Origin of the sequence: Streptomyces sp. NPDC059906 (assembly GCF_042730645.1) — a bacterium.
In the GTDB taxonomy this organism is placed as follows: domain Bacteria; phylum Actinomycetota; class Actinomycetes; order Streptomycetales; family Streptomycetaceae; genus Streptomyces; species Streptomyces rubrogriseus.
Window position 1 is genome coordinate 391,905 of record NZ_JBHWKU010000001.1, and the last position, 24,215, is coordinate 416,119.

General features: G+C 72.1%; 22 protein-coding genes. 15 read left to right on the plus strand and 7 right to left on the minus strand.

What is annotated here, in order from left to right; all coding sequences use genetic code 11:
• The first annotated feature begins 16 nt into the window (after positions 1 to 16).
• The 4 genes from ACFV9J_RS01985 (at position 17) to ACFV9J_RS02000 (ending at position 4,045) form a co-directional block, all read left to right on the plus strand.
• Positions 17 to 1,084, plus strand: coding sequence for a LacI family DNA-binding transcriptional regulator (locus ACFV9J_RS01985; RefSeq protein WP_109034271.1), 1,068 nt, complete (start codon positions 17 to 19; stop codon positions 1,082 to 1,084).
• Between the two features lie 138 nt (positions 1,085 to 1,222).
• Positions 1,223 to 2,260: an LCP family protein gene (locus ACFV9J_RS01990; RefSeq protein WP_385348364.1), complete on the plus strand. Its 1,038-nt coding sequence runs from the start codon at positions 1,223 to 1,225 to the stop codon at positions 2,258 to 2,260.
• A 110-nt stretch (positions 2,261 to 2,370) separates the two neighbouring features.
• Entirely contained in the window at positions 2,371 to 2,727 is a 357-nt protein-coding gene (locus ACFV9J_RS01995) for a YciI family protein (RefSeq protein WP_385348366.1), read from the plus strand.
• A 61-nt stretch (positions 2,728 to 2,788) separates the two neighbouring features.
• On the plus strand, positions 2,789 to 4,045 hold the full coding sequence (locus tag ACFV9J_RS02000; protein ID WP_385348369.1) for an RNA polymerase sigma factor: 1,257 nt from the start codon (positions 2,789 to 2,791) through the stop codon (positions 4,043 to 4,045).
• Here the strand turns inward: ACFV9J_RS02000 and ACFV9J_RS02005 are convergent.
• The gene (locus tag ACFV9J_RS02005) at positions 4,042 to 5,223 is read right to left on the minus strand and encodes a methyltransferase domain-containing protein (RefSeq protein ID WP_385348371.1); all 1,182 of its coding nucleotides are present in this window, start codon (positions 5,221 to 5,223) and stop codon (positions 4,042 to 4,044) included. The genes ACFV9J_RS02000 and ACFV9J_RS02005 overlap by 4 nt on opposite strands.
• 90 nt (positions 5,224 to 5,313) lie before the next feature.
• Here ACFV9J_RS02005 and ACFV9J_RS02010 point away from each other — a divergent pair, with 90 nt between their 5' ends.
• From ACFV9J_RS02010 to groL, 4 genes are all read left to right on the plus strand, one after another.
• Positions 5,314 to 6,234: a polysaccharide deacetylase family protein gene (locus ACFV9J_RS02010; RefSeq protein ID WP_385348374.1), complete on the plus strand. Its 921-nt coding sequence runs from the start codon at positions 5,314 to 5,316 to the stop codon at positions 6,232 to 6,234.
• Positions 6,231 to 6,989, plus strand: coding sequence for a polysaccharide deacetylase family protein (locus ACFV9J_RS02015; RefSeq protein ID WP_385348377.1), 759 nt, complete (start codon positions 6,231 to 6,233; stop codon positions 6,987 to 6,989). Before ACFV9J_RS02010 ends, ACFV9J_RS02015 begins: the two co-directional genes overlap by 4 nt.
• A gap of 322 nt (positions 6,990 to 7,311) precedes the next feature.
• Entirely contained in the window at positions 7,312 to 7,620 is a 309-nt protein-coding gene (groES, locus tag ACFV9J_RS02020; RefSeq protein ID WP_003974211.1) for a co-chaperone GroES, read from the plus strand.
• Positions 7,621 to 7,750: 130 nt separating this feature from the next.
• Positions 7,751 to 9,370 carry a chaperonin GroEL gene (gene groL, locus ACFV9J_RS02025; protein WP_385348381.1) on the plus strand — a complete coding sequence of 540 codons (1,620 nt, stop codon included), beginning with the start codon at positions 7,751 to 7,753 and terminating at the stop codon, positions 9,368 to 9,370.
• Positions 9,371 to 9,449: 79 nt separating this feature from the next.
• Here groL and ACFV9J_RS02030 read toward each other — a convergent pair whose 3' ends face one another.
• The 4 genes from ACFV9J_RS02030 to ACFV9J_RS02045 all read right to left on the minus strand — a co-directional run bounded on the left by ACFV9J_RS02030 (position 9,450) and on the right by ACFV9J_RS02045 (position 13,130).
• A complete protein-coding gene (locus ACFV9J_RS02030) occupies positions 9,450 to 9,926 on the minus strand; it encodes a hypothetical protein (protein WP_385348384.1) in 477 nt (158 codons plus the stop codon).
• A gap of 293 nt (positions 9,927 to 10,219) precedes the next feature.
• Positions 10,220 to 11,491: a hypothetical protein gene (locus tag ACFV9J_RS02035; RefSeq protein WP_385348386.1), complete on the minus strand. Its 1,272-nt coding sequence runs from the start codon at positions 11,489 to 11,491 to the stop codon at positions 10,220 to 10,222.
• A gap of 142 nt (positions 11,492 to 11,633) precedes the next feature.
• Positions 11,634 to 12,407 (minus strand): SDR family NAD(P)-dependent oxidoreductase, encoded by a 774-nt coding sequence (locus tag ACFV9J_RS02040; protein ID WP_385348389.1) that lies wholly within the window; start codon positions 12,405 to 12,407, stop codon positions 11,634 to 11,636.
• Positions 12,408 to 12,461: 54 nt separating this feature from the next.
• Complete coding sequence (locus tag ACFV9J_RS02045; protein WP_385348392.1) at positions 12,462 to 13,130, minus strand: MOSC domain-containing protein; 669 nt, start codon at positions 13,128 to 13,130, stop codon at positions 12,462 to 12,464.
• Positions 13,131 to 13,226: 96 nt separating this feature from the next.
• Here ACFV9J_RS02045 and ACFV9J_RS02050 point away from each other — a divergent pair, with 96 nt between their 5' ends.
• Positions 13,227 to 14,147 (plus strand): LysR family transcriptional regulator, encoded by a 921-nt coding sequence (locus ACFV9J_RS02050; RefSeq protein ID WP_385348395.1) that lies wholly within the window; start codon positions 13,227 to 13,229, stop codon positions 14,145 to 14,147.
• A 47-nt stretch (positions 14,148 to 14,194) separates the two neighbouring features.
• On the opposite strand, the gene ACFV9J_RS02055 is transcribed toward ACFV9J_RS02050, so the two are convergent.
• Positions 14,195 to 14,533 (minus strand): WhiB family transcriptional regulator, encoded by a 339-nt coding sequence (locus ACFV9J_RS02055; protein ID WP_385348398.1) that lies wholly within the window; start codon positions 14,531 to 14,533, stop codon positions 14,195 to 14,197.
• Between the two features lie 381 nt (positions 14,534 to 14,914).
• Here ACFV9J_RS02055 and ACFV9J_RS02060 point away from each other — a divergent pair, with 381 nt between their 5' ends.
• The 5 genes from ACFV9J_RS02060 (at position 14,915) to ACFV9J_RS02080 (ending at position 20,795) form a co-directional block, all read left to right on the plus strand.
• The gene (locus ACFV9J_RS02060; RefSeq protein ID WP_003948568.1) at positions 14,915 to 15,526 is read left to right on the plus strand and encodes a response regulator transcription factor; all 612 of its coding nucleotides are present in this window, start codon (positions 14,915 to 14,917) and stop codon (positions 15,524 to 15,526) included.
• 287 nt (positions 15,527 to 15,813) lie between these two features.
• Positions 15,814 to 16,401 (plus strand): sigma-70 family RNA polymerase sigma factor, encoded by a 588-nt coding sequence (locus ACFV9J_RS02065; protein ID WP_003974204.1) that lies wholly within the window; start codon positions 15,814 to 15,816, stop codon positions 16,399 to 16,401.
• A gap of 151 nt (positions 16,402 to 16,552) precedes the next feature.
• On the plus strand, positions 16,553 to 18,058 hold the full coding sequence (guaB, locus tag ACFV9J_RS02070) for an IMP dehydrogenase (protein WP_385348402.1): 1,506 nt from the start codon (positions 16,553 to 16,555) through the stop codon (positions 18,056 to 18,058).
• Positions 18,059 to 18,193: 135 nt separating this feature from the next.
• Positions 18,194 to 19,318 (plus strand): GuaB3 family IMP dehydrogenase-related protein, encoded by a 1,125-nt coding sequence (locus ACFV9J_RS02075; protein WP_052839813.1) that lies wholly within the window; start codon positions 18,194 to 18,196, stop codon positions 19,316 to 19,318.
• A gap of 226 nt (positions 19,319 to 19,544) precedes the next feature.
• Positions 19,545 to 20,795 carry an RNA-guided endonuclease InsQ/TnpB family protein gene (locus tag ACFV9J_RS02080; protein WP_385348407.1) on the plus strand — a complete coding sequence of 417 codons (1,251 nt, stop codon included), beginning with the start codon at positions 19,545 to 19,547 and terminating at the stop codon, positions 20,793 to 20,795.
• 102 nt (positions 20,796 to 20,897) lie between these two features.
• Here ACFV9J_RS02080 and ACFV9J_RS02085 read toward each other — a convergent pair whose 3' ends face one another.
• Complete coding sequence (locus tag ACFV9J_RS02085; protein ID WP_161376401.1) at positions 20,898 to 22,115, minus strand: nucleotide sugar dehydrogenase; 1,218 nt, start codon at positions 22,113 to 22,115, stop codon at positions 20,898 to 20,900.
• A gap of 302 nt (positions 22,116 to 22,417) precedes the next feature.
• Between ACFV9J_RS02085 and ACFV9J_RS02090 the strand changes: the two genes are divergently transcribed.
• Positions 22,418 to 24,124, plus strand: coding sequence for a glycerol-3-phosphate dehydrogenase/oxidase (locus ACFV9J_RS02090; protein WP_385348410.1), 1,707 nt, complete (start codon positions 22,418 to 22,420; stop codon positions 24,122 to 24,124).
• Positions 24,125 to 24,215: the final 91 nt, after the last annotated feature.

A 24,215-nucleotide genomic window follows, 5' to 3' on the forward strand; every position in this document is an offset into this window, starting at 1 on the left:
GGTTACGATCGCCGCCATGACATCCCCGCAGCCCGCTGAAACCCGGACGCAAAAGCGGTCCGCCCAGACCGCGACCCTCGCCGAGATCGCGCGCGAGGCCGGTGTGTCGGCGCCGACTGTTTCGAAGGTGCTCAACGGCCGCGCCGACGTCGCCCCGTCGACCCGTGCCCGCGTCGAGGAGCTGCTGCGCGCCCACGGCTACCGGCGCAGGCGGGCCGAGTCCACCCGCTCGCCCCTGATCGACCTGGTCTTCCACGAGCTGGAGAGCGCCTGGGCGATGGAGGTCATCCGCGGCGTGGAGAACGTGGCCAGGGACGCCGGGCTCAGCGTCGTGCTCTCCGAGAGCGCGGGCCGCCTCACGCCCGGCCGGACCTGGGCCGACCAGGTCGCCGCCCGCCGCCCGCACGGCGTGATCCTGGTCCTGTCCGGCCTCGACGAGTCCCAGCGTGCCCTGCTCACCAGCCGCTCCATCCCGTTCGTGGTGATGGACCCGGCCGGCGACCCGGGCGCCGACGTGCCGTCCATCGGCGCCACCAACTGGCAGGGCGGCCTCGCCGCCACCCGGCACCTGGTCGACCTCGGACACACCCGCATCGGCGCCATCAGCGGACCCACCCGCATGATGTGCAGCCGCGCCCGCGTCGACGGCTACCGGGCCGCCCTGGAGACGGCGGGGCTGCCGGTCGACCCCGGCCTGATCGTGACCGGCGACTTCCACCACGAGGCCGGCTACCGGCAGGGCCTGGAACTGCTGCGCCGCCCGGACCGCCCGACCGCCGTCTTCGCCGGCAACGACCTCCAGGCGCTCGGCCTGTACGAGGCGGCGCGTGAGCTGGGGCTGCGCATCCCGCACGACCTGAGCGTGGTCGGGTTCGACGACCTGCCGGTCGCCCGGTGGGTGGGGCCGCCGCTGACGACCGTACGGCAGCCGCTGATGGAGATGGCCGAGGCGGCGGCGCGGCTGGTCCTGGACCTCGGGCGGGAGGACCGCTCCTCGACGGCGACCCGCGTGGAGCTGGCCACCAGCCTGGAGGTGCGCAGCAGCACGGCGCCGCCCCGGGAGGGCCAGGCCGTCGCGGGATGAGCGGATAAGCCCCCAGTCTGAGAATTTCCGCAGAAGCCCGACCCACCTGTTCCAGTTTCAATAATTCGGACTTATGTTCCTTCCGGCGGGGCATTCGGGTGGGGACCCGAACGAGACGGGCAGGGCGGGGGCTGACGCATGGCGGCGCGGGGCGGGCAGGACGGCCGGGACGGCCGCCGGAAGGGGCTCAGGGCGGCCGGCCTGGCCCTGACCGGCGCCCTGCTGCTCGGCGCCGGGGCGGCGGGCTGGGCCTACCTGCACCTGAACGGCAACATCAAGAGCGTCGACATCAACGGCGCGCTCGGCGACGACCGCCCCGCCCGCCCCGTCACCGTCCCCTCCGCCTCGCCGTCCGCCTCCCCGGTGCCCACCGGCGCCCTGAACCTCCTCGTCCTCGGCTCCGACTCGCGCACCGGCGAGGAGAACCAGGAGCTGGGCGGCGGCGACAGCGGCGGAGCCCGCTCGGACACGGCCATGGTCGTCCACCTCGACGCGGGCCGCACCGCCGCCACCGTCGTCAGCATCCCGCGCGACACCCTCGTAGAGCGGCCCTCCTGCCCGCTGCCGTCCGGCGGTACGACCAGGGCGGCGAGCGGCGCGATGTTCAACACCGCCTACGAACTGGGCGGGCCGGTCTGTGCCGTGAAGACCGTCGAGTCGCTCACCGGCGTGCGCATGGACCACTACGTCGAGGTCGACTTCTCCGGCTTCGCCGACCTGGTGGACGCGCTCGGCGGGGTCACCGTCACCACGGACGTCGACATCGACGACGACAAGAGCCACCTGCACCTGGACGCCGGCACCCACCACCTGGACGGCACCGAGGCCCTCGGCCTGGCCCGCACCCGCTACGGACTGGCGGGCGGCAGCGACCTCGCCCGGATCGAGCTCCAGCACAAGCTCGTCAAGGCGCTCCTCGAGCAGGTTTCCGCCACCGACCTGCTCACCGACCCCGCCAGGCTCTACCAGGTCGCCGACGCGCTCACCGGCAGCCTCACCACCGACACCGGCCTGGACTCGCTGGGCGAGCTGACGGACCTGGGCCGCAGCCTCGGGGGCCTCGCCGCGGACGACGTACGCACACTGACGATGCCGGTGCTGCCCGCGCCCTCGGACCCCAACCGGGTGGTGGCCGACCAGCCGGACGCCGCCGACCTGTGGGAATCGCTGCGCTGAGAGAGATCCCGGAAATCTTCCCGGCGTGTGTCGATCCGCGGCCGGCCCGTTCGACGCAAGGGTGAGAGGCCGGGAGAAGCCCGGCAGCGGAATCAACCCGAGGAGCCACCATGCCCCGCTACCTGTCCCTCATCCGCATCGAGGAGTCCGACGCCCTCGCCGGCGGCCCCAGCCCCGAGCTGATCCAGCGGATGGAGCAGCTGATGGAGGAGATGACCAAGGCCGGCGTCCTGCTGGACACGGCCGGACTGACCCCGACCGCCCAGGGCACCCGCGTCCACTACGAGGGCGGGCAGCTCTCCGTCACCGACGGGCCCTTCACCGAGACCAAGGAGGTCATCGGCGGCTACTCCCTCCTCCAGGCCAAGGACCTGGCCGAGGCGGTCGAGTGGACCAAGCGGTTCCTGAAGGTGCACGAGGACTACTGGACGGTGACCTGCGAGGTCCGCGAGCTGATGGAGGGCTGAGCCGACGCGGGGCACCGGTTCCGCTTTGTCCCGGCGCCCCGAGGGTGTTGCATGGTGGGCTGTGGAAGCACAGCCCGCCGCGGCCTTCGAAACCGTCTTCCGGCTCGAGTCGCCCCGCGTGATCGCCGGCGTCGCCCGACTCGTCCGGGACGTCGGCATCGCCGAGGAACTCACCCAGGACGCCCTGGTCGCCGCCCTGGAGCAGTGGCCGAGGGACGGCGTGCCCGACAACCCGGGCGCCTGGCTCATGACCACCGCCCGCCGCCGCGCCGTCGACCTGATCCGGCGCCGGGAGACCTACGCCCGCAAGCTCGCCGAGATCGGCCGGGACCTGCCCGTCTCGGCGCCCCCGCCCGAGGAGCCCGCCGACCCCGAGGACATCGACGACGACCTGCTGCGGCTGGTCTTCACCGCCTGCCACCCGGTGCTGTCCGCCGAGGCCCGCATCGCCCTCACCCTGCGCCTGCTCGGCGGCCTGACCACACCGGAGATCGCCCGCGCCCGCCTCGTACCCGAACCCACGGTCGCGCAGCGCATCGTCCGCGCCAAACGCACCCTGGCCAGGAAGAACGTCGCCTTCGAGGTGCCGTACGGACCGGACCGCGCGGCCCGCCTCGGCTCGGTCCTGGAGGTCATCTACCTGATCTTCAACGAGGGCTACGCGGCCACCGCGGGCGACGACTGGCTCCGCCCCGCCCTGTGCGAGGACGCCCTGCGCCTGGCCCGCGTCCTGTCCGCGCTGATGCCGAAGGAGCCCGAGGTCCACGGCCTGACCGCGCTGCTGGAGTTCCAGTCCTCCCGCACCGCCGCCCGCACCGCCCCCGACGGCGAGCCGGTGCTGCTGCGGGACCAGAACCGCCACCGCTGGAACCGCCTGCTCATCACCCGCGGCGTCACCGCCCTCGGCCACGCCCACGCCACCACCGGCGCCGGAGGGCCGGGCCCGTACGCCCTCCAGGCCGCGATCGCCGCCTGCCACGCGACGGCCCGCACCTACGAGGAGACCGACTGGCCGCGCATCGCCACGCTCTACGGCCTGCTCGCGGCCCGCACCCCGTCCCCGGTCGTCGAACTCAACCGCGCCGTCGCCGTCTCGATGGCCGAGGGCCCGGCCCCCGCCCTGGCCCTCGTCGACGCCCTCGCCGCGGAACCGGCCCTGCGCGACTACCACCTGCTCCCCAGCGTCCGGGGCGACCTCCTGCTCCGCCTGGACCGCACGGCGGAGGCCCGCGAGGAGTTCGAACGGGCCGCCTCCCTGACCCGCAACGCCCGCGAACGCGCCCTCCTGCGGCGCCGGGCGCGGGAGGCGACCGGTTAACGCGCCGGGCGCCCGATCAGCATCGTCGGCGCCCCCGCGACCCGCGTCAGGAACACGGTCGCGGCGTTCGGCCCCTGGGGTTTGACCTTCTTCCGCAGCTCCTCCGGCCCGACCGCCGAGCCCCGCTTCTTCACCGTCAGCGTGCCGACCCCGCGCTCCCGCAGCAGCGCCTTCAGCTTCTTGACGTTGAACGGGAGCTGGTCGGTGATCTCGTAGGCGGTGGCGTACGGCGTGCGGTGCGCTTCGTCGGCGGTGACGTAGGCGATGGTCGGGTCGATCAGCCCGCCGTCCAGGTCCTCGGCCACCTCGGCGACCAGGTGGGCCCGGATGACGGCGCCGTCCGGCTCGTACAGGTACCTCCCGACCGGGCGGGCTTCGGGGTCCGGCAGCATGGTCGCGGGCGTCGCGTAGATCCCCGCCCCGGCGGGCAGCAGCGTCGCCCGCCGCGCCCCCGGCGTCACGTCCGGGCCGAACCACAGCACGGCCTCCTTGACGTCCCCGCCGTCCGAGACCCACTCGGCCGTCGCCTCCGGGGGGATCGCCTCGTGGGGAATGCCGGGCGCGATCTTCAGCAGGCCGAGCGGCGCCCCGAGGGCGGCGGACACGGCCCAGGACAGGGGCGGGGAGTACGCCTCCGGGTCGAAGATCCGGCCGCGCTTGGAGGAACGCCGGGCGGGGTCGACGAACACGGCGTCGTACCCGGCCGTGTCCACCTCCGTCACGTCGGCCTCGCGCACCTCGATCAGGTTGGTGAGCCCGAGCGCGTCGGCGTTGGCGCGGGCCGCCGCGGCGGTGACCGGATCGTGGTCGACGGCGAGGACCCGGATCCCGGCACGGGCGAACGCGAGCGCGTCGCCGCCGATCCCGCAGCACAGGTCGGCGACGGACCGCACCCCGAGCGCCCGGAGGCACTCCGCCCGGTACGCCGCCACGCTCGCGCGCGTGGACTGCTCGACCCCGTTGGGTGTGAAGAACATCCGCCCGGCGTCCTCGGCCCCGAACTTCGCCACCGCGCGCTGCCGCAGCCGCGCCTGCCCGAGCGCCGCCGACACCAGCTCGGCGGGATGCGCGCGCCGCAGCCGGGTGGCGACCGCCAACTCCCGGGCGGGGTCGGTGTCGCGCACCTCGTCGAGGAGCGCGCGGCCTTCGGGGGTGAGGAGGAAGTCGAGGTCGTTCACCGGGTCATTGTGGGCCAGTCGGTGGATGGTGTGCCTCCGGCGCGGTGTCGGGCCGGGTTCGGCCGCGGGGGACTGCGAGGATCCGGCACCATGCGAGCAGTCGTACAAAATGACAAAAGTCGGGCATCGCGTCGCGTGTCCCGTGCCTCTCGTGCCACCGCCGTCCTCGCCGTCGCCGCCCTCGCCGCCGGCTGTGCGCAGGCAGCGGACCAGAGCGTGCGGGGCGCCCCCGGCCAGCAGGCACCCCCGGCCCGCGCGGCCGACGCCGCGGCGAAGGCTCGCGAGGCCCGGGCGGCCCTGGCCGCCGCCGCCAAGCGCTGGGACCTGAAGAAGGTCCCGCTGACGGCCCCCGCGCCCCCCGAGAAGAAGCCGGAGATCAAGGCGCGCGAGGGCTTCGAGGTCGACGGCCAGGAGGAGGACGGCCTCCCGCCGGTCTTCACCACGGTCCCCACCAAGGAGAAGGTCGTCTTCCTCACCATCGACGACGGCGCCGAGAAGGACCCGGCGTTCCTGAAGATGATGAGCGAGCTGAAGATCCCGTACACCGTCTTCCTCACCGACGAGGAGATCAAGGACGACTACGGCTACTTCAAGAAGATGCAGGCCCGCGGCATCACCCTCAACAACCACACCCTGAGCCACCCCTACCTTCCCGCGCTCTCCTACGCGGAGCAGAAGCACGAGATCTGCGGCATGCAGGACGTGATGGAGAAGCGCTACGGCAAGCGCCCCGTCCTCTTCCGCCCGCCCTTCGGCAACTACAACCGCGACACCCTGCGCGCCGCCAAGTCCTGCGGGATCAAGTACGCCCCGATCTGGAGCGAGGAGGTGTACGTCGACCACTGGGAGTACCGCGAGTGGGACCAGGACCTGCACCCCGGCGACATCGTCCTCACCCACTTCCGGGGCGAGAACGACTGGGACGGCACCATGACCGACATGGTCCGCCGCTTCCTGGACCGGATCACCGCCGACGGATACGCGGTGGCCCGCCTGGAGGACTACCTGTGAGGCGAGGGCGGTCCCGCCTGCCCGGCGCCGCCCCGGCCGCCCTCCTGCTCCCGCTGTTCCTGCTGCTCCTGCTGTTCCCGCTCACCGCCTGCGACCGGCTCGCCGCAGCCCCCGCCGAGCACGCTGCGGCGGCCGGGGACCCCGCCCAGGACGCCGACCGGGGCCGTCGCCTGCCGCCCGTCGTGGACCACGTCCGCACCGACGACCCGGTCGTCTTCCTCACCTACGACGACAGCGCCGAGCGCGACCCCGCCTTCGCCGGCCTGATCCGGGAACGGCGGCTCCCGGTCACCCTGTTCCTCACCGACACCGTCGCCGGACCGGCCTACGGCGACCTCGCCCGGCTGCGCCCGTTCGGCGCGAGCCTGCAGAACCACACCCTCGACCACCGCACCCTGCGCGGCCTGCCGTACGCCGGCCAGCGCGCCGAGATCTGCGGCCAGCAGACCAAGCTCAGGTCCCGCTTCGGCGTCCGCGCCCACCTCTTCCGCCCGCCGCACGGCGCGTACGACACCACGACCCTGCGCGCCGCCGCCGACTGCGGCATCACGGCCCTGGTCCTGTGGCGCGCCACCCTCGACGCCGACGGCACCCTCACCTACACGCGCGGCGACCACCGCCTCCACCCCGGCGACATCGTGGCCGTGGACCCGGACCACCCGACGGCCACGAACCTGACGCCCCGCACGGAACGTTTGCTGGAGACGATCGAGGAGCAGGGGCTGAGGGTGGGCAACTTGGAGGACTACCTGTAGTCGCAGCCCGTCCGGCGTTTGAGGACGAGGCCCGTTCAGGGCCGAAGCGGGGGCCTGGGGGCGGCAGCCCCCAGCGAGCCCGGCACCGACGCTGGGTGCCTTCCGCCAACCGGCGTTCACCCGAAATCCCCGCCGACGCGCCGCCGGCATTGGCACTCCGCTTGACCGAGTGCTAATCGCAGTCATAGTCTCGGGTCTGGCACTCCCCACTGGAGAGTGCCAACTACGCGACGGGCAGGTCCGGCACCCGCGACGACGGATCCACCTGGTCGCCACCTCAGACAGTTAACCCCGTGAGATCTCCGAAGGGGGAGGTCGGATCGTGACGACCACCAGCTCCAAGGTTGCCATCAAGCCGCTCGAGGACCGCATCGTGGTCCAGCCGCTCGACGCCGAGCAGACCACGGCTTCGGGCCTGGTCATTCCGGACACCGCCAAGGAGAAGCCCCAGGAGGGCGTCGTCCTGGCCGTCGGCCCGGGCCGCTTCGAGGACGGCAACCGCCTTCCGCTCGACGTCAGCGTCGGCGACGTCGTGCTCTACAGCAAGTACGGCGGCACCGAGGTGAAGTACAACGGCGAGGAGTACCTCGTCCTCTCGGCCCGCGACGTGCTCGCGATCGTCGAGAAGTAGAAGTACCACTTCACTTCGAAGCACCTTGCTTTCCAGCTGCGCCCCTGGCTCCCGCGACCATAAAAAGCCGGGCGTCGGGGGCGCAGTTGCCGTATAACCCCAAGATTTCCGGAAGAGGGCTCACGCTCCCATGGCGAAGATCCTGAAGTTCGACGAGGACGCCCGTCGCGCCCTCGAGCGCGGCGTCAACAAGCTCGCCGACACCGTGAAGGTGACGATCGGCCCCAAGGGCCGCAACGTCGTCATCGACAAGAAGTTCGGCGCTCCCACCATCACCAACGACGGCGTCACCATCGCCCGCGAGGTCGAGGTCGAGGACCCGTACGAGAACCTCGGCGCCCAGCTGGTGAAGGAGGTGGCGACCAAGACCAACGACATCGCGGGTGACGGCACCACCACCGCCACCGTGCTCGCCCAGGCGCTCGTGCGCGAGGGCCTGAAGAACGTCGCCGCCGGTGCCTCCCCGGCGCTGCTGAAGAAGGGCATCGACGCGGCCGTCGCCGCCGTGTCGGAAGACCTTCTCGCCACCGCCCGCCCGATCGACGAGAAGTCCGACATCGCCGCCGTGGCCGCGCTGTCCGCCCAGGACCAGCAGGTCGGCGAGCTGATCGCCGAGGCGATGGACAAGGTCGGCAAGGACGGTGTCATCACCGTCGAGGAGTCCAACACCTTCGGTCTGGAGCTGGACTTCACCGAGGGCATGGCCTTCGACAAGGGCTACCTGTCGCCGTACTTCGTGACGGACCAGGAGCGCATGGAGGCCGTCCTCGACGACCCGTACATCCTGATCAACCAGGGCAAGATCTCCTCCATCGCGGACCTGCTGCCGCTGCTGGAGAAGGTCATCCAGGCCAACGCCTCCAAGCCGCTGCTGATCATCGCCGAGGACCTGGAGGGCGAGGCGCTCTCCACCCTCGTCGTCAACAAGATCCGCGGCACGTTCAACGCGGTGGCCGTCAAGGCCCCCGGGTTCGGCGACCGCCGCAAGGCGATGCTGCAGGACATGGCCGTCCTCACCGGCGCCACGGTCATCTCCGAGGAGGTCGGCCTCAAGCTCGACCAGGTCGGCCTCGAGGTGCTCGGCACCGCCCGCCGCATCACCGTCACCAAGGACGACACCACGATCGTCGACGGTGCCGGCAAGCGCGACGAGGTCCAGGGCCGCATCGCCCAGATCAAGGCCGAGATCGAGAACACGGACTCCGACTGGGACCGCGAGAAGCTCCAGGAGCGCCTCGCGAAGCTGGCCGGCGGCGTGTGCGTGATCAAGGTCGGCGCCGCCACCGAGGTGGAGCTGAAGGAGCGCAAGCACCGTCTGGAGGACGCCATCTCCGCGACCCGCGCCGCGGTCGAGGAGGGCATCGTCTCCGGTGGTGGCTCCGCGCTGGTCCACGCCGTCAAGGTGCTCGAGGGCAACCTCGGCAAGACCGGCGACGAGGCCACCGGTGTCGCGGTCGTCCGCCGCGCCGCCGTCGAGCCGCTGCGCTGGATCGCCGAGAACGCCGGCCTGGAGGGCTACGTCATCACCTCCAAGGTCGCCGAGCTCGACAAGGGCCAGGGCTTCAACGCCGCCACCGGTGAGTACGGCGACCTGGTCAAGGCCGGCGTCATCGACCCGGTGAAGGTCACCCGCTCCGCCCTGGAGAACGCCGCCTCCATCGCCTCCCTCCTGCTGACGACCGAGACCCTGGTCGTCGAGAAGAAGGAAGAGGAAGAGCCGGCCGCGGCGGGCCACGGCCACGCCCACTGAGCGCTGCGCTGAGCTGAGCTGAGCGAACGGTGCCCGGTCCCCTGCGGGGGGCCGGGCACCGCGCGTTCACCCACCCCGGTCAGTAGGCCTTGGCCCGCTCGAACCCGGTGATGTTGATCTTCACGTCCGGCGTGCGCAGTGTGGTCGGGGACTCGCCCGTCGCCGTCTGACCGGGTTGTACGTCGGTGACGTACTCGGTCGAGTTGTAGAGGCGCTTTCCGTCCGGGTCGACGGCTTCCCACTCCCAGCTGTAGTTCGACTTCTCCGAGCTCTGGTTCTTGATCGTCCACGTGACCCAGATGTCCCGGAAGCCGGCCTGCGACCGGTCGTCGACCTCGAACGCAAGAAGGTCGTCGCGCTCGCCCTGCCCGGTCTCCGTCCGGCCACCCTGCGGGTCCGCGCCCCCGTCCTCTTCCGCCTGCTGCTGCCCTTCGGTCCGGGACTCCTGGGACGGGGCCGAGGTAGAGCTGTCGTCCGCGGTCGAGCAGCCGGCCAGGGCCGGACCGACCACTGCGGCCACTGCCGCGAGGGCGGCGACCACGCCATGTCGTCTCATGATGCGCCCCTTCGAACTGATATGGCATGTATACCCCCATTTGGGGCAACATGCAGATCGCCGCCCGGCGGCACAATCGATCCGAAGGGCGCGACGTACTCGCGTCCGATGCCCTTCCGGAACGGGTGCGGGCACACTTCTCGGCCGTCAAGACCGTAGGCTTCCGCGCCGACCAGGCGTTCCGGCCCTACGGCGGCAGCTGTAGCGGTCGGTACGGCTGCTGTCGGGGTGGTCGGACCGTAGGCGGCCGGGCTGCTCCGGCGACATGAAGGTGTCGCGTCACCCGGGGGCGGTCACAGCAGCCCGCTCAGCGGCAGCACCCGCTCGGCGAGCCGTCCCCGCAGCCGCTCCCCGGCTGTGTCGACTTCCTCCGCGAGCCAGCCCGCGGCGACCAGCAGTCCGGCGTGCTCGGCGACGTCCTCGGGCCGCAGGCCGCAGAAAGCGGCCACCGTGTCCAGCGCGAGCCCGTCACCGTCCTCGCCGGCGCCTCCGAGGCGCCCGTCGGGACGGCTGTGGGCCGCGGTGTACACCGCGAGGAGCCTGGTGGGGGTCCCCGCCTTCTTCTTCCGCAGCTTGCGGTCGCCCACCACCTTCTGCGCCCACCCCGAGAGCCGGGCCCGGGTGACCTTGCCGAAGAAGAACGGGCGGGGCTGGGTGGGAATCAGCGTGGGCACCGTGATCTGGGCGGGTTCCTCGGGCCGGGACATCAGCGCGTCGTCGGCGGTGACGTCCTCCGGCAGCAGCAGCCAGCCCACGTCGACGAGCTCCTGGAGCACCCGCTCGGCGTCGCCCTGCAACCAGCCGCCGAGATCCTGCCCGGTCACGTTCCCGGTACCGGCGCGCGCGGCCCGCAGGGTGAGCATCAGCACCGCGAGCCGCGCCTCGGCCTCGGGGAGCGGGGAGCCGACCCGGACGTGCTCCAGCACATCGCGGAGGTGGACGCCCTGACCTCGGGTCAGCAACCGCTCCACCAGCGGTCCGTCTTCGCCCACCGGGACACCGTGCCGGTTGGCGTCCATCTCACGGGTGGTCTGCGCGGCCGCCGCAGCCCGGTCCGCCTCCTCCTGCAGGGACGTGTCGCCGGTGACGTCGGCCCACCGGGCGAAGGCGCGGGCCTTGCGGTCGTGCAGTTCGGCGAGGACGGCGAGGTCCGGTTCCGGGCGCCGCTGGTACGCCCGGAACGCGTCCCCGAGCTCGGTCAGCTCCACGCGCAGCACCTCGGGCTGGAGGTCGTCCGGCACGATCCGCTGCGCGACCTTCGCCCACTGCCCCGCCTTCCGCGCCTTCCGGGACTTGGCAGGGACGCCGTCGGGCCCGGGGCGCGGGGTGGGCCGAGCGCGAGGGACGGAGGCAGCCCTGGCACCGGCGGCGTCGGAGGCGGCACCGGGACGGCGGCCCCCGGCCGGGACCGCCGGGGCCGGCCCACTCCCACCGCCGGGAGCGTCGGAAAACATCACCGTCCCCCCGCCGGTCGCCGCCCCCCGGCCCGCCTTCACCCTGTCCGTGCGCCCCCTGTCGGAACCGTCGACGAACAGCTCGTCCCCGTCACCAGTGCCCGCGTTCACGCGATGCCGCCCTCTCCCTCACGAAACCTGCGACCTCCCGCCCGCTGCGGGCGCAGCCACCCGACGCTAAGTCGCACCAGCGCCTCGCCAGGAGCAGACGGGGATAGACCACACGTTCGGGTGACGAGCCGGTCGGCGTCCCCTACTGCGGCCCGTACTTGCGCCCCGTCCGCGACGTGATCCCGCCCAGCAGCCCCCGCGGTACCAGCTTCGCCGCGCCCATCAGGGTCTTGTAGCGGGGGTCGGGGATCGACAGGGACTTGCCGCGGGACAGGTCGGCGAGGGCCGCCGCGACGACGTTGTCCGCGTCCAGCCACATCCAGTTCGGGATGTTGTCCGTGCCCATGCCGGCCCGCTCGTGGAACTCCGTGCGCACGAAACCGGGGGCCAGGGCCATCAGGCGGACGCCGCTGCCGGCCAGGTCCTTGGCCACGCCCTGGGTGAACTGGACGACCCACGCCTTGGAGGCGCCGTAGGTGCCGCGCGGGACGAAGGCGGCGACCGAGGCCACGTTGACGACGCCGCCGCGGCCGCGCTCCCGCATGCCCGCCACCGCCGCCGAGGTCAGCCGGAGCACCGCCTCGCAGTGCACCTTGAGCATGGTCAGCTCGTCGGCCATGGAGACGTCGAGGAAACGGCCCTTGTTGCCGAAACCGGCATTGTTGATCAGGAGGTCGACGGGGTTCCTGGGGTCCGACAGCCGGGCGGCCACCGCTTCGATGCCGGCGTCCGCCGACAGGTCCGCCGTCAGCACCTCCGCCTCGATGCCGTGCCGGTCGTGCAGCTCCGTGGCCTGCCCGCGCAGCCGCTCGGTGTCACGGGCCACCAGCACCAGGTCGTGTCCGTCGGCCGCCAGCCGCCGCGCGAACGCGGCGCCGAGGCCCGCCGTCGAGCCCGTAATCAATGCCGTTGTCATGGCGCAAGGTTAGGGCGCGCGACCACCGGTGCGGACCGAGCACGTCCGCTTCGCTCAGGCGCCGTACTGCGCCACGTACTTCCGCGCCGTCGCGAGCGCCTCCGGGTGCAGCGCCTCGCCCGCCGCGAGCAGCCGGGGGAGCAGGTCCCGCTGGGTGGTCACCGCGCGGAACTGCAGCGCCACCGTCACCTCGTGGGAGGGGCGGTGCACGATCCGCACCGGGTCGCCCGCGAGGATCTCACCGGGCTCCAGGACGCGGAAGTAGGCGCCCGGCGCGCCCTTCTGCGTGAAGCGCTTCACCCAGCGCTGTTCACCCATGTGGCCCTGGAAGGTGCGGCAGGGGATGCGCCCGGACGTCACCTCGAGGAGTACCTCGGGACCGACCCGCCAGCGCTCGCCGATCAGGGCCCCGGCGAGGTCCAGGCCCGTGGTGGTGAGGTTCTCGCCGAACGAGCCGTTCGGCAGCTCGCGGCCCAGCGTGCGCTCCCAGTCGTCCAGGTCCTCGCGCGCCATCGCGTAGACCGCCTGTTCGTCGCCGCCGTGGTGCCGCGTGTCGCAGACGGTGTCGCCGGCCAGGCCGCTCGCCCCGAAGCCCTCCGACCCGGGCACCGCCACCCGCACCGGCCCGTCGGCCGGCCGCTTGTCGATGCCGGTGACGCCCTCGGGCTGGTCCGTGTACGGCACCGCCTTCGCGCGTCCCAGGTTGACGGACAGGAGCCTCATGGCGGAAGGGTGCATGCCGGAACGGTAGGTCATGCGCGATCAAAGCGGCTACGCGTTATTCGGCGTCCGGTCAAAGGGTCGCTTATCCTCGGCGGTGTGATCGAGGCCCGTCATCTCCGCGTGCTGCGCGCCGTGGCATCCACCGGTTCCTTCTCCGCCGCGGGGCGCGAGCTGGGCTGCACCCAGCCCGCCGTCAGCCAGCAGATGAAGGCCCTGGAGTCCTCCGTCGGCACCCCGCTGCTCGTGCGCACCGGGCGCGAGATGCGGCTCACCCAGGCCGGAGAGGCACTGGTGCGGCACGCCGCCGGGATCATCGCCGGGCTCACCGCGGCCGAGGAGGAGGTCGCCGCGATCGCGGGGCTGCGCGCCGGGCGGGTCCGGCTGGTCTCCTTCCCCAGCGGCAGCTCCACCCTCGTACCGACCGCCCTGGCCGCGCTGCGCGCCGCGCACCCCGGCACCCGGGTGTTCCTGGAGGAGGCCGAGCCGCCGAAGTCCGTGGAGCTGCTGCGCGAGGGCGACTGCGACGTGGCGCTCGCCTTCCGCTACGAGGGCGCGGCCGGTGCCGAGGAGTGGGACGACCTCGTCGTACGGCCGCTGCTGACCGACCGGCTGGTGGCGCTGGTCCCCGAGGGGCACCGGCTCGCCCGGGCGGAAGGGGTCGGATCCGTGGCGATCGGGGAGCTGGCCCGGGAGTCCTGGATCGCGGGCTGTCCGCGCTGTCGCGGCCAGTTGGTCGAGGTGTGCGAGGGGGCCGGATTCACCCCGCGCATCGACTTCGCGACCGACGACTACCCGGCGGTGGTCGGCCTGGTCGGCGCGGGCCTCGGTGTGGCCGTGCTGCCCCAGCTCGCCGTCGAGTCCGTACGGCCGCGGGGCGTGCGTACGGTCACGCTGGAGCCGGTCGTGCGGCGGGAGATCGTCGCGCTCACGCTGCCCGACCTGGCGCAGGTGCCGGCGGTGACGGCCACCCTGGACCAGCTCGCCCGGGCGGGGGCGCGCCAGTCGGCGACGCGCTGACCGCGTCGGGGAGCCTTTGCTTCGCGTTCGTCCAGAGAAACGTTCCTTCAGTGAGGTGCGGCCGCCTCCCCGCCGGCCGACGCCGAGGCCGTCGCCGCCATCAGGCGGTTGCGGGCCCGTCCCATGAGTTCTTCGCGCTCGTCCTCGGTCAGCCCGCCCCAGACGCCGTACGGCTCACGCACCGCCAGCGCGTGCGCCGCGCACTCGGCGCGGACCGGGCACCTCATGCAGACCTCCTTGGCCGAGTTCTCGCGAGCACTCCGTGCCGCACCGCGTTCGCCTTCCGGATGGAAGAAGAGCGAGCTGTCCACCCCGCGGCACGCAGCCAGGAGCTGCCAGTCCCACAGGTCCGCGTTCGGTCCGGGAAGGCGGGAGAAATCTGCCATTGCGTGACCCCTTGTAGCCGTTCTGGGTGGATACGGTGTCCACGACCGTACAACTACGATCTAAGGAGATGAAAATATGACTCATTGCGAATCTAGCCGCAGACACCAGCGAAGTGGAAGAAAAGCGGCTGAATGGGGCACCGCTTGTGATGAAACGGCGCGGGTCCCACCCGCATGTCTGCTGCGTGGCCGCCCCCTCACGTAGAGTGCCGAAGACGACACACAGCCCCGTAACTCTTTCGAGTGACCATCGTTGAGAGTGCGGAGGCGGTTGAAGGAACAAGTGCTCGGGCGGGCGTCCGGGACGGTCGACCGCACAGGTGACGATTTCGTACCAGCCTGGAGGCTCAACGTGACGCGCATCAGCTGCGGAGGACGGCCATGACTTCCGTCCTCGTCTGCGACGACTCCCCGCTTGCCCGAGAGGCGCTGCGCCGCGCGGTCGCGACCGTGCCCGGCGTCGAGCGCGTGACGACGGCCGCCAACGGCGAGGAAGTCCTCCGCCGCTGGGGTGCCGACCGCTCGGACCTGATTCTGATGGACGTGCGCATGCCCGGCCTGGGCGGCGTCGAGACGGTACGGCGGCTGCTGTCCGCCGACCCCGGCGCGCGCATCATCATGCTCACCGTCGCCGAGGACCTGGACGGCGTGGCCCTCGCGGTCGCCGCCGGCGCACGCGGCTATCTGCACAAGGACGCCTCGCGCGCCGAGCTGCGCGCCACCGTGACCCAGGCACTCGCCGACCCGACCTGGCGGCTCGCCCCGCGCCGGCTGCGCTCGGCCGAGATGGGCGCCGCGCCCACGCTCACCGCGCGGGAGATCCAGGTCCTGGAGGGCATGAGCCACGGCCGCTCCAACGCGGAGATCGGCCGCGAGCTGTTCCTCTCCGAGGACACCGTCAAGACCCACGCCCGTCGGCTCTTCAAGAAGCTCGGCGCCTCGGACCGGGCGCACGCCGTGGCGCTCGGCTTCCGGTGGGGCCTGGTCCGCTAGGTCCTGGGGAGCCCCCGTGCGTGGGAGTCCGAGAGGGCCCGTCGGGAAGTCGGCGATCCCCGCTTATCGCGAGGTGAGCGGGGGTGACAAGGCGACCCGCCGGGTGCCCGCTGCTCGTTTCGCCGCGGATGACGCATCCTTGAGGTGTGGAGTTCCTCGGGGACGAGTCGGTCGAGCGGAAGGGGAGGGCGCAGGGGATGAGTTCCGGCGCACCTGCTCATAACGCTTCGGTGCACAACAACGGGCACGGAGCCACGGATCGGACGGCCGCAAGGCACCATGGACCGATGCGTGACGACGATGCGCCCCCGGACCAGGGGACGGTCGGTGGGCTCGTCCACCGCGCCGTGGACGGGGACGAGCAGGCCACGCATGACCTGCTCGCCCATGTCCACCCCCTGGCGCTGCGCTACTGCCGCACGCGCCTGTCCCGGCTGCCCGGCGACGCCCGGCACTTCGTCGAGGACCTCGCCCAGGAGGTCTGCGTCGCGGTGCTGCTCGCGCTGCCCCGCTACAAGGACACCGGACGCCCCTTCGAGGCGTTCGTCTTCGCCATCGCCGCCCACAAGGTCGCCGACCTCCAGCGCGCCGCGATGCGCCACCCCGGCTCGACGGCCGTCCCGTCCGACGAGATGCCCGAGCGGCCGGACGACTCGCTGGGCCCCGAGGAGCGGGCGCTGCTCAACAGCGACGCCGCCTGGGCCAAGAAACTGCTGGCCAACCTCCCCGAGAACCAGCGCGAGCTGCTCCTGCTGCGCATCGCGGTCGGGCTCACGGCCGAGGAGACCGGACAGATGTTGGGAATGTCACCGGGGGCCGTGCGGGTGGCCCAGCACCGGGCGCTGAGCCGGCTGCGGGCGCTGGCGGAGCAGTAGTCCGGGCGGCGACCCGCGCGGCGACCCGCGCGGCGGCCCCTCTCGTACGAAAGCACGAAGGTCGCACGCTTCCTTGATCGTGGAATGAGCCACGTCCACTTCCCGTTAGCATGGACATCCGCACCGATCAAGGCCATTTGGGGAAGGTGTCATGACTGCCAACGTCGACGGAGTGCCCGAGAAATTCGCGACACTCGGGCTGACCTACGACGACGTGCTGCTGCTGCCGGGCGCCTCCGCGGTGCTTCCGAACGCGGTCGACACCTCGTCCCGCATCTCCCGCAACGTGCGGGTCAACATCCCGCTGCTCTCCGCGGCCATGGACAAGGTGACCGAGTCCCGGATGGCCATCTCCATGGCCCGCCAGGGCGGCGTCGGCGTCCTGCACCGCAACCTGTCCATCGAGGACCAGGCCAACCAGGTCGACCTGGTGAAGCGCTCCGAGTCCGGCATGGTGGCCAACCCCATCACCATCCATCCGGACGCCACCCTCGGCGAGGCCGACGCCCTGTGCGCCAAGTTCCGCATCAGCGGCGTCCCGGTCACCGACGACGCGGGCAAGCTGCTCGGCATCGTCACCAACCGCGACATGGCCTTCGAGACCGACCGCACCCGGCAGGTGCGCGAGGTCATGACGCCGATGCCGCTGGTCACCGGTCAGGTCGGCATCTCCGGCGTGGACGCCATGGAGCTGCTGCGCCGCCACAAGATCGAGAAGCTTCCGCTGGTCGACGGCGACGGCATCCTCAAGGGCCTGATCACGGTCAAGGACTTCGTCAAGGCCGAGCAGTACCCGCACGCCGCCAAGGACGCCAAGGGCCGCCTGCTCGTCGGCGCCGCCGTCGGTGCCAGCCCCGAGGCGCTCGACCGCGCCCAGGCGCTCGCCGAGGCCGGGGTGGACTTCCTCGTCGTCGACACCTCGCACGGCCACAACAGCAACGCGCTGAGCTGGATGTCGAAGATCAAGTCGAGCGTCGGCGTCGACGTCGTCGGCGGCAACGTCGCCACCCGCGACGGCGCCCAGGCCCTGATCGACGCCGGTGTCGACGGCATCAAGGTCGGCGTCGGCCCCGGCTCCATCTGCACCACCCGCGTCGTCGCCGGCATCGGCGTCCCGCAGGTCACCGCGATCTACGAGGCCTCCCTCGCCGCCCGCGCCGCCGGGGTGCCCCTCATCGGCGACGGCGGCCTGCAGTACTCCGGCGACATCGGCAAGGCGCTCGCCGCCGGCGCCGACACCGTGATGCTGGGCAGCCTGCTGGCGGGCTGCGAGGAGTCGCCGGGCGAGCTGCAGTTCATCAACGGCAAGCAGTTCAAGTCGTACCGCGGCATGGGCTCGCTGGGCGCCATGCAGTCCCGCGGCCAGGGCCGGTCGTACTCGAAGGACCGGTACTTCCAGGCCGAGGTCGCCTCCGACGACAAGCTCGTCCCCGAGGGCATCGAGGGCCAGGTCCCCTACCGGGGTCCGCTGGCCAACGTCCTGCACCAGCTCGTCGGCGGCCTGCGCCAGACCATGGGCTACGTGGGCGCCGCCACCATCGAGGAGATGGAGTCCAAGGGCCGCTTCGTCCGGATCACCTCCGCGGGCCTCAAGGAGAGCCACCCGCACGACATCCAGATGACGGTCGAGGCGCCGAACTACAGCCGCAGCAAGTAAGCACACGGGTAGAAACACGGGCAGCAGCCTCCCGAGGGCGGCTCCGGAGCATCCGGGGCCGCCCTCTGCGGTGCCCCGGCGCACCCGTCGGGGATACTGGAAGGCGCTGCAACGCATCAGGGAAAGGCCACAGACGTGACTGAGATCGAGATCGGGCGCGGCAAGCGCGGCCGCCGGGCGTACGCCTTCGACGACATCGCCGTCGTCCCCAGCCGCCGCACCCGGGACCCGAAGGAGGTCTCGATCGCCTGGCAGATCGACGCCTACCGCTTCGAGCTGCCGTTCCTGGCCGCTCCCATGGACTCGGTCGTCTCCCCGGCCACCGCCATCCGCATCGGCGAACTGGGCGGCCTCGGCGTCCTCAACCTGGAAGGGCTCTGGACCCGGCACGAGGACCCGCAGCCGCTGCTCGACGAGATCGCGGAGCTGGACACCGACAACGCGACCCGCCGCCTCCAGGAGATCTACGCCGCTCCCATCAAGGAGGAGCTGATCGGGCAGCGCATCAAGGAGGTGCGCGACTCGGGCGTGGTCACCGCCGCCGCGCTCTCCCCGCAGCGCACCGCCCAGTTCTCCAAGGCCGTCGTGGACGCGGGCGTCGACATCTTCGTCATCCGCGGCACCACCGTCTCCGCGGAGCACGTCTCCGGCTCGCACGAGCCGCTGAACCTGAAGCAGTTCATCTACGAGCTCGACGTCCCGGTGATCGTCGGCGGCTGCGCCACCTACACCGCCGCCCTGCACCTGATGCGCACCGGCGCCGCGGGCGTCCTCGTCGGCTTCGGCGGCGGCGCCGCCCACACCACGCGCAACGTGCTGGGCATCCAGGTGCCCATGGCCACCGCGGTCGCCGACGTGGCGGCGGCCCGCCGGGACTACATGGACGAGTCCGGCGGCCGGTACGTCCACGTCATCGCCGACGGCGGCGTCGGCTGGTCCGGCGACCTGCCCAAGGCCATCGCCTGCGGCGCCGACTCCGTGATGATGGGCTCCCCGCTGGCCCGCGCCACCGACGCGCCGGGCAAGGGCAACCACTGGGGCATGGAGGCCGTCAACGAGGAACTGCCGCGCGGCAAGAAGGTCGACCTCGGCACGGTCGGCACCATCGAGGAGATCCTCACCGGCCCGTCCCGCAACCCCGACGGCTCGATGAACTTCTTCGGCGCCCTGCGCCGCGCCATGGCCACCACCGGCTACAGCGAGCTGAAGGAGTTCCAGCGCGTCGAGGTCACGGTCGCGGACTCGCAGCACCGGCGGTAGTCGCCACGGCATGTGAAGGGGCCGGGCACCTGATGGGTGGCCGGCCCCTTTGGCGTGCTCGGGGGACTCCCACGGGAACCGTTCGAAGCGAACACGTGTACTTGTGATCACTGGCCGGGGTGACGGTTGCGGGATCATCGGGTGCGTGTGCGGCTGTCGTACGTATGGTCCTTCGCAGGGTTCGGGACGGCACGGTGTCCGGGCCAGGCCGTGAAGGGGGGGCGAGATGACGCAGTCGGGGACGGGTGAAAAGGGCGGTCATGCCCGGTACACCTACCGGTTGCGGGTGTCGTCCGCGGCTCGCGTCCTGCTGGCGGCGGAGTGGGGGCGGTGCCGCTGGGTGTGGAACGAGTGCGTCGCCAAGTCGAGGGCGGTGCATCTGCGCAACAGGGCAACCGGCCAGAAGGCCACGTGCGGACCGGCGCAGTTGGACAGGATGCTGACCGAGGCCCGCGCCCGTACGCCGTGGCTGCGGGAGGGCTCCTCGGTTCCCCAGCAGCAGATCATCCGCGACTTCGGTCGCTCCCGTGCGAAAGCGCACAAGGACATCGCGGAGCGGTTGCCCGTGGGGCGCCGGGCCGGGATGCCGACGTGGAAGACCCGGCGTGAGTCGCCGGCGACCCTGAACTACACGCGGCGCGGGTTCCGGCTGAAGGGCGGCCGGCTGCACTTGGCGGGCGGGATCGTCGTGAACGTGGTGTGGTCGCGGGAGCTGTCGGCCGAGCCGTCCTCGGTACGCGTGTACCGGGACAGCCTCGGGCACTGGTACTGCTCTTTCGTCGTCCCCGCCCAGGTCCAGGCCCTGCCTGCGACGGGCCGGGTTCTCGGTGTCGACTGGGGTGTGCGGGAGACGGCGACCACCACGTCCGACGCGCACGACCTGCCGCACCCCGCACACGGTGGGAAGGCGAAGGAGAAACTCACCCGGTACGACCGGATGATGGCCCGCCGCAGGCCGAAGAGGGGGACGGCCGGATCGAGGGGCTACCGTGCGGCGAAGAAGTTGCGGGGGAAGGCGTACAAGAAGGTCGCCCGGCAGCGTGCGGACACCGGCCGCAAGTGGGCGAAGAAGGTGGTCCGCGACCATGACGCCGTCGCGGTGGAGGACTTCCGGCCGAAGTTCCTGGCCCGGTCGACGATGGCCCGCAAGGCCGCGGACGCCGCCATCGGCGTCACCAAGGCCGCTCTGATCGAGATGGGGCGCAAGCACGGGCGGGACATCCGTCTGGTCCACCCCGCGTACACCACGATGGACTGCGCGCAGTGCGGAGCGAGAGCCAAGCACTCCCCCACTGCCTTAAGGGCGTGGGGGGACCCCCAGCCGCTGGGTGAACGCACCCACACCTGCACCGCCTGCGGAACCGTCTCCCCACGGGACAAGAACTCCGCACGCGTCATGCTCGTCCGGGCTGGTCTCAACCCGGCTGGTGCCGAAGGCGGAAGACCTCCTGGAGCGCCGCTCCAGGAGGCAGCCTGAGCCAGGAATCCCCTCCCCCTTCAGGGAGGGGAGGATTCAATTCTCTGGAGCCTGCCTTAACAAAACGGCTCCGTGGCACGGTCACCCCCGTGCGCCCCCGTCTCACAACCGGTGCGCCGCCCCCGTGGGTGTGGCGCCCCGCGTGTCCAGGAGGAGCTGGGCCTTGACCGACAGGCCCTGGAGGTCGTACGTGCGGTGCTGCTGGAGGAGGATCGTGAGGTCGGCGTCGGCGGCGGCCTCGTAGAGGGAGTCGGCGCGGGGGACGGGGCGGTCGGCGACGTTCCAGGACGGGATGTGCGGGTCGTGATAGCTCACGGCGGCGCCCATCGACATCAGGCGGGTCGCGATCTCCTCGGCCGGGGTGGCCTGCTGGTCGGCGAGGTCGGCCTTGTAGGTGACGCCGAGGAGGAGGATGCGGGCGCCGCGCGCGGACTTGCCGTGCTCGTTGAGGAGGGCGGCGGCGCGCTGGACGACGTAGCGGGGCATCTGGGCGTTGACCTGCTGGGCCAGCTCCACCATGCGCAGGCTGTGCGGGGCCCGGCCGGTCAGGTCCTGGGGGACGGAGTGGCCGCCGACACCGGGGCCGGGGCGGAAGGCATGGAAGCCGAAGGGCTTGGTCTCGGCGCAGCGCAGGACGTCCCAGAGGTCGACGCCGAGGTCGTCGCAGAGCACGGCCATCTCGTTGACCAGGGCGATGTTCACGTGCCGGAAGTTGGTCTCCAGGAGCTGGACCGTCTCCGCCTCCCGCGGGCCCCGCGCGCGGACCACCTTGTCGGTGAGGCGGCTGTAGAAGGCCGCGGCCGACTCGGTGCAGGCGGGGGTGAGGCCGCCGATGACCTTGGGGGTGTTGGCCGGGGTGAAGTCGCGGTTGCCGGGGTCGACGCGGCTGGGGGAGTAGGCGAGGTGGAAGTCGCGCCCGGCGCGCAGCCCCGAGCCCTGCTCCAGGAGCGGGCGCAGGAAGTCCTCCGTCGTCCCGGGCCGCACCGGCGACTCCAGGATGACGGTGGTGTGCGGGCGCATGTGGGCGGCGAGGGTGCGGGCCGCGGCCTCCACCTGGGTGAGGTCCAGGCCGCCGTCCGCGCCCGGCGGGGTGGGCGCGCAGATGACGGCGGTGCGGACCCGGCCCAGCTCGGCCGGTCCGGCCGGTCCGGCCGGGGTGCGGAAGCCCGTGGCGAGCATCCGGCGCACCTCGGCGGGGGTGAGCGGGTCGGCCTCGGGGCCGGTGCGGTAGCCGAGGGTGGGGATGCCGGCGGCGACGGCGGCCTGGGCCAGCGGCAGGCCGTACGGGCCGAGTCCGATGACGGCGAGATCTGCGGGCATGGCGTGGGCCGTCCTTCCCAGTAGCCGAAGCGGGACAGGTGCGCAAGCCCGGTGGACAGGACGGGCGAGCACAACGTCAGACTAGGAGTAAATATGACCGATTTGCGGTATTGATCTGCGGAGTTTCGGCGAGTGTCGACGGCGCGGTGCCTGCCGGTACCGGCAGGTGGGGAAGTTGTCCACAGGTTCGGGCCCGCGGCTGCCGAAGTCGGGCAGGCTGGTCAGAACCTGGGCATGGTGGGTACCAGGAACGGGGCTCGCCCGACGGGTGCGGCCGACGCGACCGACAGCGGGAGGCAGCAGTGAGGACAGCGACCCTTGGACCGGCGCAGCGCGCCGAGTCGCTCGCGGCCATGGCCGAGCGGGAGCTCGACGTGCTGGTGGTGGGCGCCGGCGTGGTCGGTGCGGGCACCGCCCTCGACGCCGTGACGCGCGGCCTGTCCGTCGGCCTGGTGGAGGCGCGGGACTGGGCCTCGGGCACCTCCAGCAGGTCCAGCAAGCTGATCCACGGCGGCCTGCGCTATCTGGAGATGCTCGACTTCGTGCTCGTGCGGGAGGCGCTGAAGGAGCGCGGACTGCTGCTCGAACGGCTGGCGCCGCACCTGGTGAAGCCGGTGCCGTTCCTGTACCCGCTCCAGCACAAGGGGTGGGAGCGGCTGTACGCGGGCTCGGGCGTCGCGCTCTACGACGCCATGTCCATGGCCCGCGGTCACGGCCGCGGCCTGCCGCTGCACCGGCACCTGAGCCGACGTCACGCCCTGCGCGTGGCGCCCGCGCTGAAGAAGGACGCGCTGGTCGGCGCGTTGCAGTACTACGACGCCCAGATGGACGACGCCCGTTACGTCGCCACGCTGGTGCGCACCGCGGCGGCGTACGGCGCCAAGGTGGCCAACCGCACGCGGGTCACCTCCTTCCTGCGCGAGGGCGAACGGGTGGTCGGCGCGCGGGTGCAGGACGTCGAGGCGGGCGGCGAGTACGAGGTCCGCGCCAAGCAGGTGGTGAACGCGACCGGGGTGTGGACCGACGACACCCAGGCGATGGTGGGCGAGCGCGGCCAGTTCCACGTCCGGGCCTCCAAGGGCATCCACCTGGTCGTGCCCAAGGACCGCATCCACTCCAGCACCGGCCTGATCCTGCGCACCGAGAAGTCCGTGCTGTTCGTCATCCCCTGGGGCCGGCACTGGATCATCGGCACCACGGACACCGACTGGGACCTCGACAAGGCCCACCCGGCCGCGTCCAGCGCCGACATCGACTACCTGCTGGAACACGTCAACTCGGTGCTGTCGGTGCCCCTCACCCGCGACGACGTCGAGGGCGTGTACGCCGGGCTGCGCCCGCTGCTGGCCGGCGAGTCGGACGCCACCAGCAAGCTGTCGCGCGAGCACACCGTCGCCCACCCGGTGCCCGGCCTGGTCGTGGTGGCAGGCGGCAAGTACACGACGTACCGGGTGATGGCCAAGGACGCCGTGGACGAGGCCGTGCACGGGCTGGACCTGCGGGTCGCCGACTGCGTCACCGAGGAGACCCCGCTGCTCGGCGCCGAGGGCTACCAGGCGCTGTGGAACGCGCGGGCCCGGATCGCCGCCCGCACCGGACTGCACGTCGTGCGCGTCGAGCATCTGCTGAACCGGTACGGCGCCCTGACGGAGGAACTGCTCGAACTCGTCGCCGCCGACCCCTCCCTGGGCGAGCCGCTCACCGGCGCCGACGACTACCTGCGCGCCGAAGTCGTCTACGCCGCCTCGCACGAGGGCGCGCGGCACCTGGACGACGTACTCACCCGGCGCACCCGCATCTCCATCGAGACCTTCGACCGGGGCACGCGCTGCGCCCGCGAGGCCGCCGAGCTGATGGCGCCGGTGCTCGGCTGGGACAAGGGCCAGGTCGACCGGGAGATCCAGCACTACGAGAAGCGGGTCGAGGCCGAGCGCGAGTCGCAGCGCCAGCCGGACGACCTGACGGCCGACGCGGCGCGGCTGGGGGCGCCGGACATCGCGGCGCGGTAAGGAGGGCGGGGAGGGAACCCTGCGGGCACCCTGGGCGTAGAGCACTTGTCGGGTGAGGGACAATGAAGGCTCTGTCAGGGCGGGTTGCATG